We start from the raw sequence: 16594 nt of genomic DNA on the forward strand, positions 1-16594 counted from the left end.
GAGTTTAAATTCTTTTGCTATTGTTGGATCAAAAGTTATACCCAAAGCAGGTTGAAAAGTTTTAACCGTAGTTTTTGAAAGGAAATAACGTAGCTTAAGTGAGATCGCTCGGAAAAAAACAGGTCGATTACGTATTTATAGCGCTAAAGAACCTGATTTATTTTTCGACCTTCTCTTTTTTGCTTCGAGGGACAGGTGGTTTTACGTCAACTACAGTGGCGGAACTTTTACTTTGAACATCCTTTAGCTTAAGAGACTTACTTTCGATATCGCTGTGGTCTGTATCCGCTCGTTTGGCAACTGGCTTTTTTGTTGTATCAGTATTTCGATTTGCTGTACTTTTGGAGGGTACTGTGATTTTTTCTGTAGTATCATTTAGTGTAGGATCAACGGCCGGCTGATCAAGATCTTTCTTGGAGGAAGCCTTAGTCTTACTATCGGTCTTTATAAGTTCTCGATGGTTTAATTTCTTAATTTTCTTCTTTTTGATACCCTTGCTTAATAATTTAGCTGCTTTTTCTATGCGAGAGTTGAGTTTTTTGTTACTTAAATAATCTTTTAGGTACGGTAGTGAATCTTTTAGGTTAATGACAATGTCATTTCGTAAGACTTTTTTTGGGGATGTTTTTGTCATGATCTAATGCTTATATATATGGTTATATAAATATAATATTAATTTAATGTTATTTAACCTATTTATGAAAGATTTTAACGTGAATAGCACCATTGGTCTGCAAGACAGATGGAATAAAGGATTCCTTCCAGACTGGACTTGTTAAATTATACTATTAAATTTTTCTGAGCAGTTTTCAAACAATTGAAAAGCTTCTTTGGTTGTCTATTTTAGTTAGAAGGACAATTTCATGAAAATAGCCACCTATAATATTAATGGCATCAATGCACGTCTTCCTGTGTTGTTACGTTGGTTAGCAGAAGAATCGCCTGATGTCGTATGTCTGCAGGAGTTGAAATCTCCGCAGGAACGTTTTCCATTGAAAGAAATTAATGACAGCGGATATCATGCGGTTTGGCATGGTCAGAAAAGTTGGAACGGAGTTGCGGTACTTTCCAAATATGAGATCGAAGAAGTAGCTAGAGCTCTTCCAGGCGATCCCGAAGATGTACAAAGCCGTTATTTGGAGGTTATGATCCAGCAAGTCGTGATTTGCTGTCTTTATCTGCCCAATGGCAACCCATTTCCGGGACCCAAATTTGACTATAAGTTGACGTGGATCGAGCGCTTAGCAAAGCGGGCTAAAACGCTGCTTAGTATGGATGTTCCAGCGATACTCATTGGGGATTTTAATATTATTCCAACAGAAATGGATACGTATAAACCTGAAAAATATGTCAACGATGCATTGTTTAGAAAGGAGGTGAAGGATGCTTTCAGTCAGCTTCTTGAAGAGGGTTGGCAGGATTCTATTCGTCAGCTTTTTCCGGATCAGCAGGTTTATACGTTTTGGGATTACTTTCGCCAAGCTTACAGTCGAAATGCTGGTTTACGTATTGATCATATCTTATTGAGCCCTTCAATTCAGGATCGTTTAATTGAAGGCGGAATTGATCGTGATGTGCGCGGCTGGGAGAAGAGCAGCGACCATGCGCCTACATGGATTCGATTACGAAATATCAGCACAAATGGCTAAGAAGATAAATACCAGTGCGGGAATGTTATTGTATAAATTTCAGGCCTTAGAAATTTATTTTTTCTTAGTACATCCTGGAGGACCCTATTTTACTAAAAAAGATGAGGGCTCGTGGACAATACCTAAGGGAGAAATCGATTTGAACGAAGATGAACTTGATGCGGCCAAAAGAGAGTTTATTGAAGAAACAGGCTATCTTCCCTGTGGAAATTTTATTGCGCTAAATGCTATTCAACAAAAAGGAGGCAAAATAGTTAAGTGCTGGGCAATTGAAGGAGATATAGATCCTGCTAGACTTGTAAGCAATACCTTTGACATGGAATGGCCACCTAAATCGGAAAATATGCAAACTTATCCTGAAATAGATCGTGGAGATTGGTTTACGTTTGCGGAAGCTAAGAGGAAAATAAACGAACGACAGATTTCTTTTCTGGAGCAAGTTATTGCTCATGGGAAGTGATCGCTTATTTCCATACAAGTTTATTGTGCGAGCGCTACCTAGCAGATTTCATTGCCTTAACTTTTGTTGTGTTGTCATCCGCTACAAATTGTTGATAAATAGCTGTTTCCATTCCGTATAAGGCGACCTTGCCTTCACTATTGCTATGAATTCCATACCCATATGTCTTAGTAAGAGGGGAGGCGCGCAGGCAAGCTTGTCCTCTAGAGAAAAAAACTGTTCTTGCTTCGGGATACTCATCTGGCGTTAGGTCCCTTCTTTCCGCATAGACTTGGAAAATAATATCGTCAGATGTATACTGATAAGGCGCAGCGGCGATTAATTCATATTGTCTTTCAGCTATGGTTTTATGGCGTTTTGATGGTGGAATAGTACCCTTAACTACTTTGGTATCTGTTGCAGCTTCAATTAAAGTATTGAAGTAATTTGTCGAATGGGTTTTCATAATTCTTATTTTTCTTTAATCAAAAGGCATGTAATGATAGAAACAAAAATAATAGAATATCTTGCGATCTGATAGTGGATCGCAAGATATCTTATGAATTACTGATTATCAGTTGTTGTTCTAAATTACAGGGCTGCTTTTATAGCGGCTAGGCAGTCGGACTGATACTTCATGATATTATCTTTATCCGAAGCGGAGATTTTTCCTTCAACAAGATTTTTTTCAATTTCATTTTTAATATCCAATATCGATTTTTCTTTATCCAATGCTTTTTCTGCAGATTCTGCATTGATGCGGTCTACCCAAGTTTTGCCTAACTTTGTATAAAGCTCTTTAGCTTTATCATTGGAGAGTACTGGGGCAGTCACCGAAGCAATTGCCGCATTGGCCGCAGCTTTATCTGAATAAATAACTGCTTCCGCATCTTTTGTTGCAGCATCTTCTGAGGTTTTCATGGCCTCTTCATTAGCGTCAGCTGCTTTTTCCTCCGCATTTTCCATGTGCTCGGTTGCTTTTTCTTGTGGTGTTTGATTGTTACATGAAACTAGAATTGCTGCAGTCGCTAATGAAGCGAGTAATGTTTTGTTTGAAATCATAATATTATTTATTTAGTGACAATGTTCAAAGGACAAGATTTACTGATGAATAGTTTTACTAACTAAAGACTAACATCCTATCTTTGCGTAAATATTACGGAAAATGTGGTTTATACTTGTTTGTTGTAAATAGTTCATTATGAGCTTTGTGGTGTTTTGCTTCAGGACTTCTCAATCTATTAGCCAATGATATAAAACCGTATAAAAGTTTCGCTGATGCTTATATTCTTTCGAATTCTTTATATGACGTTATTTATACTTTAATTGAGTAATATCCAAGATAATCCAAACAAAGTCGTAAAAAGTATTGTTGATTAAATAAAGACCACTTGTCCGGTCATGAAGAAAGTTTTAAAAGCTAGGCACCTTTCCAACCTAGCTTTTTTTTGTTTATGCAAACAACCTATTAAAAGCCGTCAATACAAGCCTTTTGGAATATTCGAATCTCAAAATAAATATTAGACAATCGATTGACCCGGTTTTCCTAGTTATTTTTTTCTATATTAGCCCTAGATATGACATGTTTGAAGAGGGGTGCTAGATTTATTATGCGAGGCAAATTATCTCTTTCGAGAATTTCCTATTATTAGCAAATTAAAAGATTAAAAACTAGTAAACTATGCGTCAACTGGAGTGTCACGAAGAAGAAATCCACCTATGTGGTAAGATCCAATATTTTGGTTTCCTTTGTATTTTCGATGAGAATGGGTGTATCGCCGCAAGTGAAAACCTATCTGTATTGCTCGATATTCCTATGAAGGGAATCTTAGGGAGATCGATCGAGCAGCTATTGCCTTTGATATCGTCCGAACCGGAGTTGAATCTCAAAGAAATGGAAAAACAGATCACAGGGGAGATATTTACCCGTTTTGTAGAACGTATTCGTATCAAAAATGTAGATTATTATCTGAGCATTTACCTGTATGATGAGAAAACATACGTTGAAGTCGAGATCTGTAGTGAGAATCATCTAAAAGCGACCCGTTTATTTTATTATGCGAAATATCTTGAAGAGCAACACGGAAATGCTTGGCAATCATTGACTGTGTTGATTCGTCAGATTATTGGTTTTGATCGTGTCATGGTATACCGTTTCGAAGAGGACAATAGCGGACAGGTAATCGCAGAGTCCATCGCAGATGGAATGACCTCATTGATGGGGTACCGTTATCCAGAATTTGATATTCCGGCGCAAGCACGCGCGCTGTATGTTAAATTCCCTGCGCGCCATGTTGCGGATATTGAGGCATCAACTATTGCTATACAGGGCCTTGAAGCAAGTGAAGTGGACCTGACTCGTTGTAGTCTCAGAGCATTGTCTCCCGTACATTTACAGTATCTTAAGAACGCGGGGGTGCGTGCCAGTGCAAGTTTTTCCATCGTTATCGAGGGGAAACTCTGGGGACTGGTGGCCTGCCAGAATAGTCTACCTTTGAATGTAGACCTAGGCCAACGTCATTTATGCGCCTTTTTAACGCAGTACGCTATAAATTATTACCTTTCAGAATATCAAAGAGAAAGTCTTGTTGCACAAACTATAATGGGGGTTATGGAACGTGACCTAAAGTCTGAATTATTGGTAAACAGTGATATCGGAATTGTGCTTGAACGTTTCGCACCGCAAATCCTGGAAATAGTGGAGGCAGACGGATTGATGATCAAACATGACCGTGGTTCCAAAACTTGGGGTGTAGTACCGACAGAATTAGAGCAACGACAGATTGATCTGTATATAGAAAAACAGGGCGAGAGTGATTTATTTTTTACTTCAAATTTTGTTCCTAACAGGACCGACTCAGCACAATCGGTTATATTTCCTGGAGTTTTACGGATAAATATTCTTCCCAGCAATAAATGGTACATTTATTTATTCCGTAAAGAGCACGTATACGAAGATGTATGGGCAGGGAAACCCGAAAAAATCTATCATTATGATTCCGAAAAGAAAATAGAGTTTCCGTCACCCAGGACATCATTTGAAGCTTGGCGTGAAACGATGAAAGGAAAGTCTATTAAATGGAAAAAAGCGGAGCTTTCTTTTATTGAAAAAGTAGCACAAATAACCCAACAGGCTATTGCGCAACGGGGTGGGGAGATTGCTCAGCTCAATAAAGAGCTCGTAAGATCAAACAATGCCTTAGATACATTTGGCTATACGTTGACTCACGATCTTAAAAACCCTCTTTCCTCGATAAAGCTCGCTGCACAGATGATGTTGATGAAAGATGATCTCCCGAAAGAGACATTACGAAAAATGGCAACGAATATCATGGATGCCACTGGACTGATAACAGAAATGATGGACAAGGTTTATCAACTTACGCAGTCTAATTATGTAGCCTTCAAAACAGAACTGATCGATCCACGAAACAAAATTCTTAATATTCTCGAAAGCTGCAAGCAGCAGTTTGATAGTACAAGGTTGGAATTTGTTTTAGGGGAGACCTGGCCAATTCTCGGGGAAAGAACACTGCTATATCAACTATTTTTAAATCTGATCGGCAACGCGATAAAATACAGCAGTAAAAAAGATCATCCGAGGGTGGAAGTTTATAGTGAAAAACACGGCCATTCAGTTTACTATTACATCAAGGACAATGGTATCGGCATAGATATTCAGGACGACAGTAATATATTTGACATCTTTAAACGCCTGCCGAATTCACAGGGCTTTGAGGGATCGGGGATTGGACTTTCCATCGTCAAACGTATAGCGGATCGTCTCGATGCGAAGGTCACTGTAGAAAGCGATCTCAGTGTGGGTACAACGTTCTGTGTTAAATTTAGAGGTTGATAGATAATGATCTAATTTACAGATTCATTATGGTGTCCAAACCACGTTTTAACCCTTTAAAGGTACCCATTTTGGCAAGGGCAATCTTAATGCCATTCAGATAGGGTGCTACACCAGTTCCAGCTTCATGTTTGATGATTAATTTTTCATCTTCCATACCAAAGATTGTTTCTACACCTAGTACATAGCCCGGCAGTCTTATCGCATGCACTTGAATACCATTGATATTACCACCACGAGTCTCTTTGTTGCCGACGGTATCCTTTATGGGAAATTCAATCTTCGGCGTTTTAATTTTGGAAAGACTATAGGCTAATTCTGCTACTGTGCCGCTTGGCGAGTCTACCTTTCTTTGGGATGCATAATCTATGATTTCAAATTGATCAATATATTGAGCAGCTGTTTCTGCAAATTTCTTTAACAAAACAGCGGTGATCGAAAAATTACCGGCGGCGAGTACGGATACCGCGCTTTCTTTAGCATGTTCTTCAATTTCCTCATAATCCTGATTTGAGAGCCCTGAAGTCCCAATAAGGACATGCCTACCTTTATCTATCGCATTCAGGATGTTCTTCTTGGCAATAAGTGGACTGGTAAAGTCAATTAAAATATCAAAATCAATATCCCCCATTGCATTTTCTATTGTATCAAATAGGGGAATCGGCGACGTCTTTATCTTTAGAATCTCAGCAAGATTTTCTCCTGCATAAGAGCGCGAAAGCCCGCCAACCAATTTATAGTTTGTATCGTCGATTATATTTTTACTTAATTCTTTACCGACCCAGCCTGTTGCTCCTGCAATAAACACCTTTTTCATCATTGTTTTTTTAACTATTAATAACTATAAATAAGCTGTTTTTGTTTCGATAATCACCTAAATGAGGTAATACTTACTCTCATTTTACACAAACAAGAAGGATCTTTAATTTGTTGTTATGAGTAAAGTGTCTTCAATTTTTTAACTATTTGTCCATGATTATGACCGAAAAACAACTTCTACAAATGCTTATCCGAGTTCAGGATGAGCTATGCATTACCATTTCCATCAATACCCATCGCACACATCCTGATAACCTAAGCGATCGAATAAAGATCAAAAATTTTATCGGAGAAGCGATTGATAGACTAACGGATAAGTATGATATGAGGGACGTTGCTGGCCTCATCAAACAATTGGAAAAGATAGCGCAAGAACTCGATATTAATTATAATCTCGAAAGTCTGCATATCTTCGTTTCAGATACGATCGCAGAAGTTTTCAAGTCATCATGGGAGACTAACCAAGAAGGTGTCCATATTAGCAATACATTTGCTGTACGCCCTTTGGTTAAGGAGATTGGGCGTCAAACCAGTTATCTTGTGATGTTGCTTTCGCAAAGTGGCGTTCATCTTTTTCGTGCCTTGAACGGTCGCATTGTTGAGGATATCAGTAGTGAAGAGTTTCCAATTGCCGAAAATCAATTTTACAATACATTTCCCGATAAAAGTAGCGATGCTAAACATCTTGATGACCTCTTAAGGGAATATCTTAATAGAGTAGACAAAGCGCTCCTGCGTTATATTGGGGACACAAAGAGTGTAACACTCGTGTTTTGCACGGAGAATAATTATAGTAAGCTCTTACAGGTTGCGGATAGACCGTCTATCTATTATGGATACTTACCTATAGATTACAATAACATTGAAACACATCAGTTGGAGAGCCGTGCCTGGAATTTTATGAAACAGGAACTGGTACGAAAAAATGAAGACTACTTCAAAGAACTGGAAGAAGCTGTGGGCAAGGGTTTAGTGATCACTGATCTGCAAGAAATTTATCGTGCATGTCAAGATGGCCGTGGGGATATCCTGGTCGTTCAAGAGAGCTTCCATCAAGCCGTAAAGATTCTTTCAGATCAGGATATAGCTATCGTAGACAATCCTATCGGATTGGATACGGTCGACGATATTAGCAGCCTATTGGCCCTATTGATCGACGAAAGGGGAGGGCAAACCGTATATGTTCCCCAAATACCGGATGAGGAATTGCAACCTATTGCTCTTAAGATTAGGTACTAGCCGCGGTTAATTGCACAATGGTAATTAAGATGTCTATTATTCATTGCTAGGTTAATTGTTTCGTGCAAATGTAGATTTATTATAAAAAAAACGAACGACTTCACCCTTTAATTTTCATCGTACTGAATCGCGATTTCAACGAAAAAGGAGGCAAGACAATCATTCCCGCTCGGAGGCTATTAAACTAGTATTTATCTTTGAAGAGTAAATCGGTAATGAAACTTACAATACATGGTAGCAGAGACGATCGAATGAGGCGTTCGAAGAGCATGTGAATCTTGATTAATTTTTATGGAAAATGAATTTTAAATGCATCGTTTAGATAAGTGGTCCGATAGTACATTCTTTATCCCGAAAAAAAATATACCTATTTTATAAAGTAATCGATCAATTTGATTGTGCAAAAGCCTCTCGATTTTCCAAAAATCAGAGGCTTTGTTTTTAGTCTCAGGTCAAAGGTAATCTTTAAAATAACAAGGCCAATTCTGTGGAAAAGGCCTTGTTATTTAAATTGTTCAATCTAAGTGAGTTTTAATCATTTCCATGATCCTCTGTCGCAAATGAAAATTTAACTGATTTTTGCGGATAAGCCTCCATACTCTTACGGCTTGTATTTTTGATAATGGTTTTGATACTAACGCGATCGCCCAATTTATAGTAAGTTTCTACGGTCTGATAATCCAGTAGGTAGGGGCCACAAAAGTAGTTCCCATTATCATCTTTTTCGATGATTCCCTGATAAAGCCCTGTTCTTGTCTCTTTTGGCATGTTAATTTAATTTGAAGAACAAAGGTAGCAAGAGTATTTGGAGAAAGTGATATGAAAGATGAAATTAGGAACATTTTATTAAAAACTGAAAAGATACCTCCCTTAGCCGTTCTACATATAGTATATGTTTTCGTTCCATAGGGCGCGAATGTAAAAGGCGAAGCGCTTATTGGAATAGATGACATGAGGAGGGGAGGATTTTGTAATTAAAACCGGTAACCTATGGATAATGCGGTGCGGATACCAGCAAATGGTCCGCTAGTGCTTAATGTTACACCATCAGCATTCACTTCCTTTTTGATCTTCATGAGATTACTGTCAAATTCCTCCAGCTGTCTCTTTACTTCGCGTTGCTCGTCCGCATTTAATGGGGTTTTCCCCTCGAACTTTCCATTGTTGAAGCCATAACTGGGACCGACAATGCGCCAGTCTAAATAGATGTTTTGTCCAAGCTTCCATTGGTTTCCGACAGCCACACCAGCGGTAAAAGCATTTAAGGTACCCGATATGGGTACTTCGCTGTGATAATTTGATTCGTCAACGGTAATCTTTGTGTGTACACTGTAATTGGCGTATTTAACAAAAGGTGCTATATAGAATCCCTTTAACACTTCTTTATTACTGATGTAGAAACGTACTTCTGGGGTGATGGAAAAAGCCCCTAATTTAGCTTCACCCAAAATATTATTATCATCGTCAAAAGCAGATTCCCAAAGGGATTTAAAGGGTAAATTGGCATTTGGACGATAACTGATCGTTCCATTGATCGATAGATGCTCATTGATCGATCTTTCATACTCCAGTGCAATATTCCCAACAGATAGAGGCCAGAGATTTAATTTGATAAGATTTGATTTTTCTTGTGCTTTTATTCCAGTGATAGTACATATCCCAATTGTAAGCACCGCAAGGTAGTGCAATTTCATCGTAGTTTTTCCAAAATTCAGGTAGCAAAGATATTGGATTATATGATTTAAGAGAAATCTAAGACATCGATATTTTGACTTAAATCCGTAAAACTGGTAGATATTTCAGTAATATATTGGTGTTATCATCCAGTATAACGAAATTTGTGAAGGGCTTTGATTGGAAAAAATGATCAGGGCCACAACTTTTAAACTTAATCACATGAAATCATTATTACTTTTGCCCTTAACGCTGATCATACTTTTCTTATGCGCGGATATTGTTCGTGGACAAGGTAAGGAGTCTATGGTACGTATTTCTGAAATTGAGGTTTATGTTGAACACCTCGAAGAATACAAGACCATTTTAAAAGAGGAGGCTGCTGCATCTATCGCGCTTGAAGAAGGTGTTGTTGCGATTTTTCCAATGTTCAAAAAAGATAATCCAACACAGATACGTATCCTGGAAATCTATCGGGACAAGCAAGCTTACCTTGCCCATTTGAAAACAGCACACTTTTTAAAATATAAGTCTACTACGCTCCATATGGTGAAATTATTGAAGCTCATTGATATGGACGTATTGGATCCAGATACTGCAAAACTTATGTTTACAAAAATGAAAGAATAGGTGTGGAGCTAAATGGGGATTTGACGATCAGTAACATGTAGGATTTAGCGCATATCAAATATTAAATTATATACCGAGGGAGCGCACTCCCTCAGTATAATTGATAAATTAAAGTTTGTTGCCTTCTAAAGTGCTTATACTTTTAGCAGGTATTGTTAAAGAATAGACGCCTGAACTATTCGGACTTATAGCGCCAACGTTACCCCAATGCCCCGAACTGCTTGCGGTTGTTTGGTAATTGTTCAATGCGCCGCTTGCAAAACCTGTAAGGTTGATATCCAATGGAACTGCTGCGGTTCCCGTGTTGGTGACAACTAAGACAAACTTACCTGTTTGTGGATCTTTGTAAGCCGAAATTAATAAGCCATTTCCATTTTGAACCCCTACATTGATTCGCATATACCCTGCTTTGATGAATCTGGAATAATGTCCCATCACATCGTACGTTTTTGGAAATTCCAAGGAACCATCACTCTTTGTACAAATAAGCGCCTCATTATTTTGAAATGCCAGCATACCTAGCCAAAACACATAAGCATTGGCGTTACAATCCGCAAGAAGCTTGTGCATATTAACCGCCAGTTTCAAGCCTCCTTCAATACCATTGTCATAATTGCCGCCATCATCGGAAGCTTCTGTTACCCACATTGGTTTACCTCCAATACTAAAATTCCACATGGAAGGGCTCTGGTTAAATCCACGTTGACCAGTGATGATGCCACTTATCTCTACATAGCCATGCCCGGCGAGAATGTCGACTTTGCTTCTGTCCATGCCCGAAAGGAAATTATCGGCAGTTCCCCAGGCCGCATTCTCAGAAGATATGATCTTAGTGGATTGAAGACCCGCGCTATTTAATTCGGGACGGAGGTTGTTGGTAATAAACTGTCCCAGATGTGAAGAGTCCCAATAAGAAGCATCCCAGTCTGAAAAAACATTTTCAGGCTCATTTGAAGGAGAAATAGCATTGATTGTAATTCCCTCGTTCTGAAACGATTTTACAAATCCAGTCAGATAGCGAGCAAAAGCTGTTGAAGAAGTATTAAAATTAAGCCCATTAAACCATTTCGCGGAAATACTACTCGTATTGGTCTTCATGTATAATGGCGGAGTCCAGGTACTTGCCATAACGAAGGGAACTTCATAGCGTTCTTTCGCTTTCTTGATGATCCAGACCTGCCCAAGCTGTTCTTTTTCGTCTGCTGTCAAATTCTGATATGTTGCACTATTGGGATCCACGTCAATCGAAACTCCTGCAGGTTTAATGGTGACGACCTTGGTCTGTTGGTTAAAAGGGTAGGTATGAAGTACCTTGCCACGAAGGATATTCAATTTCAACCCACTGCCTCCCCATAAATAATCGAGGATACTATCTCTTTTTGCGGATTCAAAGAATGGAACAATCCGACCGCCGAATGCACCAAATCCATCAATTTTTTGATAGGTTTGATCCCAATTCAATGTTGCAATTGTAGCTCCAGCTTGCGCAGATACTGCAGCTTTTTTGTTAAGTTGTGCCTCTGGACTCTCAAGAGTCAATGAATTTTTTTGGCAACTAAAAATAGAAAATGTGGAAACTACGGCCAAAACAGTATAAAGTCTGCTCCAGCGACTGGTTAATTTTAACATAACTTAGTTTTTAAGATTTGTGAATGAATCATTAATTTAATTGTGCTTGGTTTTTCAAGCGGTTCTCATCGTCGTTGTTTTGTTTGCCTCCTTTCTTTGGTTAAAAAATAAACATTCACCGATTTCCACATTGGTTAGTTTCTGAAAATTAATAATATTTTGGGAGAATTTATTATTACTTCTATTATTTTAATTTTATTTTTTATTGATTTAAAAATAAACACATATTTTTTTAATGATGACTTAATTTTACCCCTTCTTTTCAGCCGAAGATGAAGATCAAGCTTGTCATTGATTACGCATTAAAAACTGATGTCTGATGGCATTTTCAATTTCACCAACCTTATGTTGATCCACAGTATCGTTGACAATAATGATGATGCCATAATCGTCTGTAGGATACAGCACACATAAGGTATTGTAGCCTATTTTAGTATGCCCATCGTGATAGAAATAGCGAGCACCACGTTCATCACGATTGATCATCCAACCTAGCCCCATACCAAATCCATCGTCTTTTCCATAAGTCAGTTGATGTGTTAGAAGAAGGGCTTTATCGTTTAATTTGAGATTGGCTTCGATGTAGGTCAACATATCATTGATCGTTGAATTCATTGTAGGACCAAAGTAAAATCCCCTCAAATTGGCAAATGGAACTGGTTGCCCTTTATTATCATGGCCCTGCACGATATCGTTTTTTTGCAACTCATTCAAGTAGGGGACTGTATGGTACATGCCAAGATGCCCCTTCAGATACGCGCTGATAAGATGTTCATAGGAATTCTTATAGCTATTTTCCAACAGCGCAATAAGTACCATTACAGCCATGCTATTGTAACTGAATTTTGTACCTGGAATACTGTCCAGCGTGACTTTCCTCAGGTCGTCAAATAGGTTGTCGCGACTATAATTTCCAAGGTAGTCTACCTGTTCTGGAATAGCGAGCCCCTTTAAACTATCGACAACTTTGGTAGAAAGCAATCTGAAAGTCTTTGGAAGCGCGGAAGTATGATTTGCAAGATGTTTAACGAGGATTCCATGGCCATTGTATTGCAAATTGGGATAGTTTCCGGGCAAGTATTTACGGATATCATCATCGAGGTTGATTTTCTTCTCAATGACCGCTTGTGCAAGTAAAGCGGCTACAAAGGTTTTCGCTACCGATCCAATGTTGTAATAGTTATTGGCGTTTGGTAACTTTTCTTTACTGTAGTAGTAGGTTGTTTTGGACCCTTTATTATAGATTCCAATAGACACACTAAACGTATTGTTGTTGGAAAGATAATCGACAACGCAACGGTTTACAATCGTATCAAGTTGAGTTTTTAGTTTATGGTCCGTTTTTATGGGTTCAAGATACTGTCCTTTTGATGAAAGGCTATTGATGAGCAACAAAGTGCTCAAAAGGATTGATAAGGGGTTGGATAGTAAATTCATAAACAGGTTTATCATTCTTGAAGTTTGAATTTATCGTCGTTAGTTGGAAAAGCCTTCAGGTTACCTACAAACCCAAGGCGGGGGATCAGCTATTTATAATAAGGTGTTACTGAAAGGTACGAATTGTTAATGTAAATACGACAAGGTTGAGTTTAAAAGGGACGACAGTTCTTAATGAAGTATTGTCCCTTTTAATGGATGTAAATTCAGAGTAATTTACTGTAAATATGTCTGTTAAGGTAGCGTTGTTAAATTTATTGAAGGCGCTGTGCCAGAACCTGGTTGTGTGAACTTCGTTCCGGGATTTACGACGGTATTGAAAAAACCGCCATTTTTCAGGAAGAAGCTTTTTCCGGCTGTTCCGCCAATAGCATCTATACGCTGGTTGTTTGAATAGGTCGCATCAACTGTAAAGGTACTTTCCACAACTTTCAGCCAAGTTCCAGTAGCTGTACGAACCCATTGATTACTATATTCTGCAGAACGGCCAAGGAAGCCGTTGTCGGCATTGAAGTTTTCGAGGAAGCTATGAAAGCCAGTTAAATAGGTGTTTGTTTTGGGACGTTTCCAGCTTGCAATGAGTATCCAATTATTGGTCGAAGGATCATTAAACCATGCCGTAAAATCAGTACTTCCATTGTTATCAGGTTCTCCCTTTAATAAAAATTTATAGGTAGTGGCGGCAGTCCAGTTATACTTGAGGTAGCTTTGTCCACCAGAACCTTCGCCACCAAACTCACCTGTTGTCGTATTTGTCCCTTTTCTATTTAATGTGATGCGATCCTCTGCCGGTATTTGAGACGGGTTATCGGTGCTATATGGACTCCAAACAGAAAATAGTATTCTGCGCTCTGTCGCTGAATTGACCTGCATACCGAAATATCCTTGGCCGAACCCATTTGCCATAAAGTAAGAACCTATTTTATCTTCTCCTGCAGGTACTTTCAGCTCGCTATAATAATAGGATACTTGCTGATTTGTTGGAATGGTATAACTCAAATGGCAGGATGGGCCCCGTCGCGACCAATAGTAAGTATTATCTACATTATTGTCACTATAAATTACAGTGCCATTTGTTGCCGAACTGTCTAAAATCAAGTGTGATACATCTGCAAAATAACCGCCTGATTTGGTCACACCTTGAAGATCCATTTTTATATATCCCGCCGTATTTAGCGAATAGGTACCGACCGTGTAATCCTGTAATGTTCCACCCTTAAGTTTGATTTGTTTGCTCACACCGTTGATTGTTAACTTCACCGTACTACTATCGCCTGAAGGTAACACTTTAGCCCTTATTTTAACACGTAAAGCGCCCGCTTGGGGGACCTTAGCATAGGTACTGATCACGCTATTGGCATAGGTCCAGTTTGCCAATCCATTGCTATTGATGACTTCTACTGCACCGGAAGGTGCCGAAGTAACAAAAGCATTGCCACCTAAGGGAACTTCGTATCCGCTTATACCAGGGGATGCGGCACGTAGCGATAATTTCTCGTCTAAATTTGTTTGTACCTCGCTTTTTTGGCAAGAAAGAAAGCTTGCCAATACTGTGCAGAGCAGTAGCGTAATTTTGGGATATCTCATAATTTAAATTTAATTGTTCTCCCTAATTTTATAAATACAATTAAATTAAACGAAAACTATGCAATGCAATCGTTTGTGTGAATTGCTCTTGTAACAAAAGAGATACTTTAAGTAATAGTCATTATCCATCTAACGAACTGTTGTTCTGCCTGTTTACATTGCAGTATGATATCATGGAGGAATTTACTTGGCGGGGCTATTTGAATGATAGTCTAGGTGAAATAAAATGGCCCATTAAAAGTGTGATAACGGGAATATTTTGGGCGATTTGGCATCTTTTAATTTTTGATAATTTTAGCCAATTTAGTGGCTTTGCCGGATTTGTGCTTTTGTGTATTGTCTTTTCATTTGTATTGACTTTCTCCACCATAAGAACCAATTCAATTATAGCTCCAGCTACTTTACACGCACTGTTGGGGAAGACAAATTTAGTCACCCTCTTATTATTTATACTGTTTATTATTTTATTACTCTTTTGGAATAAGAAATTCAAGGGATCAACCAGCGATGCCGAACTCAAATCGTAGGAAATCGCTGGAGGACCATTGTTGCTCCCTAGGCCATTTAAACTATTCGGACAGGGTATCGGCATGTCGATGCATAAGCTTCCAGGTACCTTGCTCTTTTCTGAAGATTTCGGTGATTCGGAGATTGAAAATCACCATGGTATCTTGCCCTTTTACGTTGACGGACGAACGTTGTATACCCGTCCAATAGGCTAGCGTATCACTTGCATCTTGATGGATCACCTCAAAGTTGTTTTGCGCATCCGGGAGGAAATTGGAAGCTCCTTTTTGGTTAAAATCATTGACCCTTAATACCCCAGAAATATATATTCCATTGGGCGGAAAAATTGTTGCAGGCTCATTTGAGACAGAAATATCTTTTAGGGAATCAAAATGACCCTCCACAAAATCTGTTGAGGCTTTTAAACGGATAGCCATAAATTTTTCGAAATCCAAGAGTGCATTATTGGCTGTTTTCATATCTTTTATCTTTGTTTAATTGATACAAAGTTCCCAAAATGAAATTATTTTAACCTGTGACAATTGTCACATAATGTCAGGTGTTTAATCTTCTTCGACGAATCCGGCTTAAGGTTTCTCGAGCTACTCCCAAAAAAGAAGCCAATTGAGAAAGTGGTACACGTTGTAAAATTTCCGGATATTTGTTTTCTAGATAAGACAGACGTTCGGCAGCCGAATAGAGTTTAAATAGCTTAGCAAACTCTTCCTGGCGTGAAGCAAACTGCCTGATACAATGCCGTCCCAACCTTTCTATTTCTATAGCCTGTGCAGCAAGTTCAAATAGTGTCGACTTATCAAAAATAGTGGTCCTTAAGTCCTCACAGGCAACGATGTTAAATTCGGATTTTTGCCCGCTGCCAAAACTTTGAATATTGGTAGCGATATCGTTTTCAAAGAAAAATCCTGTGTTTTTGACAGTTCCATCAATAACATAATAACTTCTACAATAGCCTTTGTCGATAAAAAAGAGCGAATTGCAAACTTTACCCTGTTCCAGCAGTAAATCATTTTTTTTGAAGTTACGCAATGTCAATGCTGGTTGCAGCAAGTGCCAGCTATCCGTCGAAAAGTCAACCAGTGCGTGAATATAATTGCGAAGATTGTCCAC

General features: G+C 38.6%; 17 protein-coding genes. 6 read left to right on the forward strand and 11 right to left on the reverse strand.

The features are described 5' to 3' along the window. Positions 1-157: 157 nt before the first annotated feature. The gene (locus tag ACHWSC_RS26165; RefSeq protein WP_394678823.1) at positions 158-634 is read right to left on the reverse strand and encodes a hypothetical protein; all 477 of its coding nucleotides are present in this window, start codon (positions 632-634) and stop codon (positions 158-160) included. A gap of 229 nt (positions 635-863) precedes the next feature. Here ACHWSC_RS26165 and xth point away from each other — a divergent pair, with 229 nt between their 5' ends. Beyond that, positions 864-1649 (forward strand): exodeoxyribonuclease III, encoded by a 786-nt coding sequence (gene xth, locus ACHWSC_RS26170; RefSeq protein ID WP_394678824.1) that lies wholly within the window; start codon positions 864-866, stop codon positions 1647-1649. Next, a complete protein-coding gene (locus ACHWSC_RS26175; RefSeq protein WP_394678825.1) occupies positions 1642-2109 on the forward strand; it encodes an NUDIX domain-containing protein in 468 nt (155 codons plus the stop codon). The genes xth and ACHWSC_RS26175 overlap by 8 nt, the downstream gene beginning before the upstream one ends. Positions 2110-2143: 34 nt before the next feature. On the opposite strand, the gene ACHWSC_RS26180 is transcribed toward ACHWSC_RS26175, so the two are convergent. Together ACHWSC_RS26180 and ACHWSC_RS26185 are read right to left on the reverse strand one after the other, a co-directional pair. Further along, positions 2144-2554 carry a DUF6157 family protein gene (locus tag ACHWSC_RS26180; RefSeq protein ID WP_312460120.1) on the reverse strand — a complete coding sequence of 137 codons (411 nt, stop codon included), beginning with the start codon at positions 2552-2554 and terminating at the stop codon, positions 2144-2146. 125 nt (positions 2555-2679) lie between these two features. After that, positions 2680-3150, reverse strand: coding sequence for a hypothetical protein (locus ACHWSC_RS26185; RefSeq protein ID WP_394678826.1), 471 nt, complete (start codon positions 3148-3150; stop codon positions 2680-2682). 619 nt (positions 3151-3769) lie between these two features. On the opposite strand from ACHWSC_RS26185, the gene ACHWSC_RS26190 reads away from it, so the two are divergent. Continuing rightward, positions 3770-5944 carry an ATP-binding protein gene (locus ACHWSC_RS26190; RefSeq protein ID WP_394678827.1) on the forward strand — a complete coding sequence of 725 codons (2175 nt, stop codon included), beginning with the start codon at positions 3770-3772 and terminating at the stop codon, positions 5942-5944. Positions 5945-5960: 16 nt separating this feature from the next. Here the strand turns inward: ACHWSC_RS26190 and dapB are convergent, their stop codons facing one another. Further along, positions 5961-6764 carry a 4-hydroxy-tetrahydrodipicolinate reductase gene (gene dapB, locus ACHWSC_RS26195; RefSeq protein WP_394678828.1) on the reverse strand — a complete coding sequence of 268 codons (804 nt, stop codon included), beginning with the start codon at positions 6762-6764 and terminating at the stop codon, positions 5961-5963. Between the two features lie 152 nt (positions 6765-6916). Here dapB and ACHWSC_RS26200 point away from each other — a divergent pair, with 152 nt between their 5' ends. Then, positions 6917-8002: a hypothetical protein gene (locus ACHWSC_RS26200; RefSeq protein ID WP_394678829.1), complete on the forward strand. Its 1086-nt coding sequence runs from the start codon at positions 6917-6919 to the stop codon at positions 8000-8002. A 531-nt stretch (positions 8003-8533) separates the two neighbouring features. On the opposite strand, the gene ACHWSC_RS26205 is transcribed toward ACHWSC_RS26200, so the two are convergent. Together ACHWSC_RS26205 and ACHWSC_RS26210 are read right to left on the reverse strand one after the other, a co-directional pair. Next, positions 8534-8770, reverse strand: a complete 237-nt coding sequence (locus ACHWSC_RS26205; protein WP_075992529.1) for a hypothetical protein — start codon at positions 8768-8770, stop codon at positions 8534-8536. Between the two features lie 206 nt (positions 8771-8976). Further along, on the reverse strand, positions 8977-9696 hold the full coding sequence (locus ACHWSC_RS26210) for a DUF3575 domain-containing protein (RefSeq protein WP_394678830.1): 720 nt from the start codon (positions 9694-9696) through the stop codon (positions 8977-8979). Between the two features lie 202 nt (positions 9697-9898). Between ACHWSC_RS26210 and ACHWSC_RS26215 the strand changes: the two genes are divergently transcribed. Beyond that, positions 9899-10306 (forward strand): putative quinol monooxygenase, encoded by a 408-nt coding sequence (locus ACHWSC_RS26215; protein ID WP_394678831.1) that lies wholly within the window; start codon positions 9899-9901, stop codon positions 10304-10306. A 108-nt stretch (positions 10307-10414) separates the two neighbouring features. On the opposite strand, the gene ACHWSC_RS26220 is transcribed toward ACHWSC_RS26215, so the two are convergent. From ACHWSC_RS26220 to ACHWSC_RS26230, 3 genes are all read right to left on the reverse strand, one after another. After that, the gene (locus tag ACHWSC_RS26220; protein WP_394678832.1) at positions 10415-11935 is read right to left on the reverse strand and encodes a glycoside hydrolase; all 1521 of its coding nucleotides are present in this window, start codon (positions 11933-11935) and stop codon (positions 10415-10417) included. Between the two features lie 288 nt (positions 11936-12223). Then, positions 12224-13372, reverse strand: coding sequence for a serine hydrolase domain-containing protein (locus ACHWSC_RS26225; protein WP_394678833.1), 1149 nt, complete (start codon positions 13370-13372; stop codon positions 12224-12226). A 234-nt stretch (positions 13373-13606) separates the two neighbouring features. After that, positions 13607-14959, reverse strand: a complete 1353-nt coding sequence (locus ACHWSC_RS26230; RefSeq protein WP_394678834.1) for a DUF3472 domain-containing protein — start codon at positions 14957-14959, stop codon at positions 13607-13609. Between the two features lie 77 nt (positions 14960-15036). On the opposite strand from ACHWSC_RS26230, the gene ACHWSC_RS26235 reads away from it, so the two are divergent. Next, the gene (locus ACHWSC_RS26235) at positions 15037-15486 is read left to right on the forward strand and encodes a CPBP family intramembrane glutamic endopeptidase (RefSeq protein ID WP_394678835.1); all 450 of its coding nucleotides are present in this window, start codon (positions 15037-15039) and stop codon (positions 15484-15486) included. Positions 15487-15528: 42 nt separating this feature from the next. Here ACHWSC_RS26235 and ACHWSC_RS26240 read toward each other — a convergent pair whose 3' ends face one another. Next, positions 15529-15945: a hypothetical protein gene (locus ACHWSC_RS26240; RefSeq protein ID WP_394678836.1), complete on the reverse strand. Its 417-nt coding sequence runs from the start codon at positions 15943-15945 to the stop codon at positions 15529-15531. Between the two features lie 76 nt (positions 15946-16021). Then, positions 16022-16594 (reverse strand): Crp/Fnr family transcriptional regulator, encoded by a 573-nt coding sequence (locus ACHWSC_RS26245; protein ID WP_394678837.1) that lies wholly within the window; start codon positions 16592-16594, stop codon positions 16022-16024.

The organism is uncultured Sphingobacterium sp. (assembly GCF_964277905.1).
Lineage (GTDB): Bacteria > Bacteroidota > Bacteroidia > Sphingobacteriales > Sphingobacteriaceae > Sphingobacterium > Sphingobacterium siyangense.

What these genes read in the sequence shown, in the direction of transcription:
- ACHWSC_RS26215 (WP_394678831.1), top strand. Translation starts at nt 9,899, where the DNA reads ATGAAATCATTATTACTTTTGCCCTTAACGCTGATCATACTTTTCTTA.
- ACHWSC_RS26180 (WP_312460120.1), bottom strand. Translation starts at nt 2,554, where the DNA reads ATGAAAACCCATTCGACAAATTACTTCAATACTTTAATTGAAGCTGCA.
- dapB (WP_394678828.1), bottom strand. Translation starts at nt 6,764, where the DNA reads ATGATGAAAAAGGTGTTTATTGCAGGAGCAACAGGCTGGGTCGGTAAA.
- ACHWSC_RS26175 (WP_394678825.1), top strand. Translation starts at nt 1,642, where the DNA reads ATGGCTAAGAAGATAAATACCAGTGCGGGAATGTTATTGTATAAATTT.
- ACHWSC_RS26205 (WP_075992529.1), bottom strand. Translation starts at nt 8,770, where the DNA reads ATGCCAAAAGAGACAAGAACAGGGCTTTATCAGGGAATCATCGAAAAA.
- ACHWSC_RS26230 (WP_394678834.1), bottom strand. Translation starts at nt 14,959, where the DNA reads ATGAGATATCCCAAAATTACGCTACTGCTCTGCACAGTATTGGCAAGC.
- ACHWSC_RS26240 (WP_394678836.1), bottom strand. Translation starts at nt 15,945, where the DNA reads ATGAAAACAGCCAATAATGCACTCTTGGATTTCGAAAAATTTATGGCT.
- ACHWSC_RS26185 (WP_394678826.1), bottom strand. Translation starts at nt 3,150, where the DNA reads ATGATTTCAAACAAAACATTACTCGCTTCATTAGCGACTGCAGCAATT.
- ACHWSC_RS26165 (WP_394678823.1), bottom strand. Translation starts at nt 634, where the DNA reads ATGACAAAAACATCCCCAAAAAAAGTCTTACGAAATGACATTGTCATT.
- ACHWSC_RS26225 (WP_394678833.1), bottom strand. Translation starts at nt 13,372, where the DNA reads ATGAATTTACTATCCAACCCCTTATCAATCCTTTTGAGCACTTTGTTG.
- ACHWSC_RS26200 (WP_394678829.1), top strand. Translation starts at nt 6,917, where the DNA reads ATGATTATGACCGAAAAACAACTTCTACAAATGCTTATCCGAGTTCAG.
- ACHWSC_RS26190 (WP_394678827.1), top strand. Translation starts at nt 3,770, where the DNA reads ATGCGTCAACTGGAGTGTCACGAAGAAGAAATCCACCTATGTGGTAAG.
- xth (WP_394678824.1), top strand. Translation starts at nt 864, where the DNA reads ATGAAAATAGCCACCTATAATATTAATGGCATCAATGCACGTCTTCCT.
- ACHWSC_RS26210 (WP_394678830.1), bottom strand. Translation starts at nt 9,696, where the DNA reads ATGAAATTGCACTACCTTGCGGTGCTTACAATTGGGATATGTACTATC.
- ACHWSC_RS26220 (WP_394678832.1), bottom strand. Translation starts at nt 11,935, where the DNA reads ATGTTAAAATTAACCAGTCGCTGGAGCAGACTTTATACTGTTTTGGCC.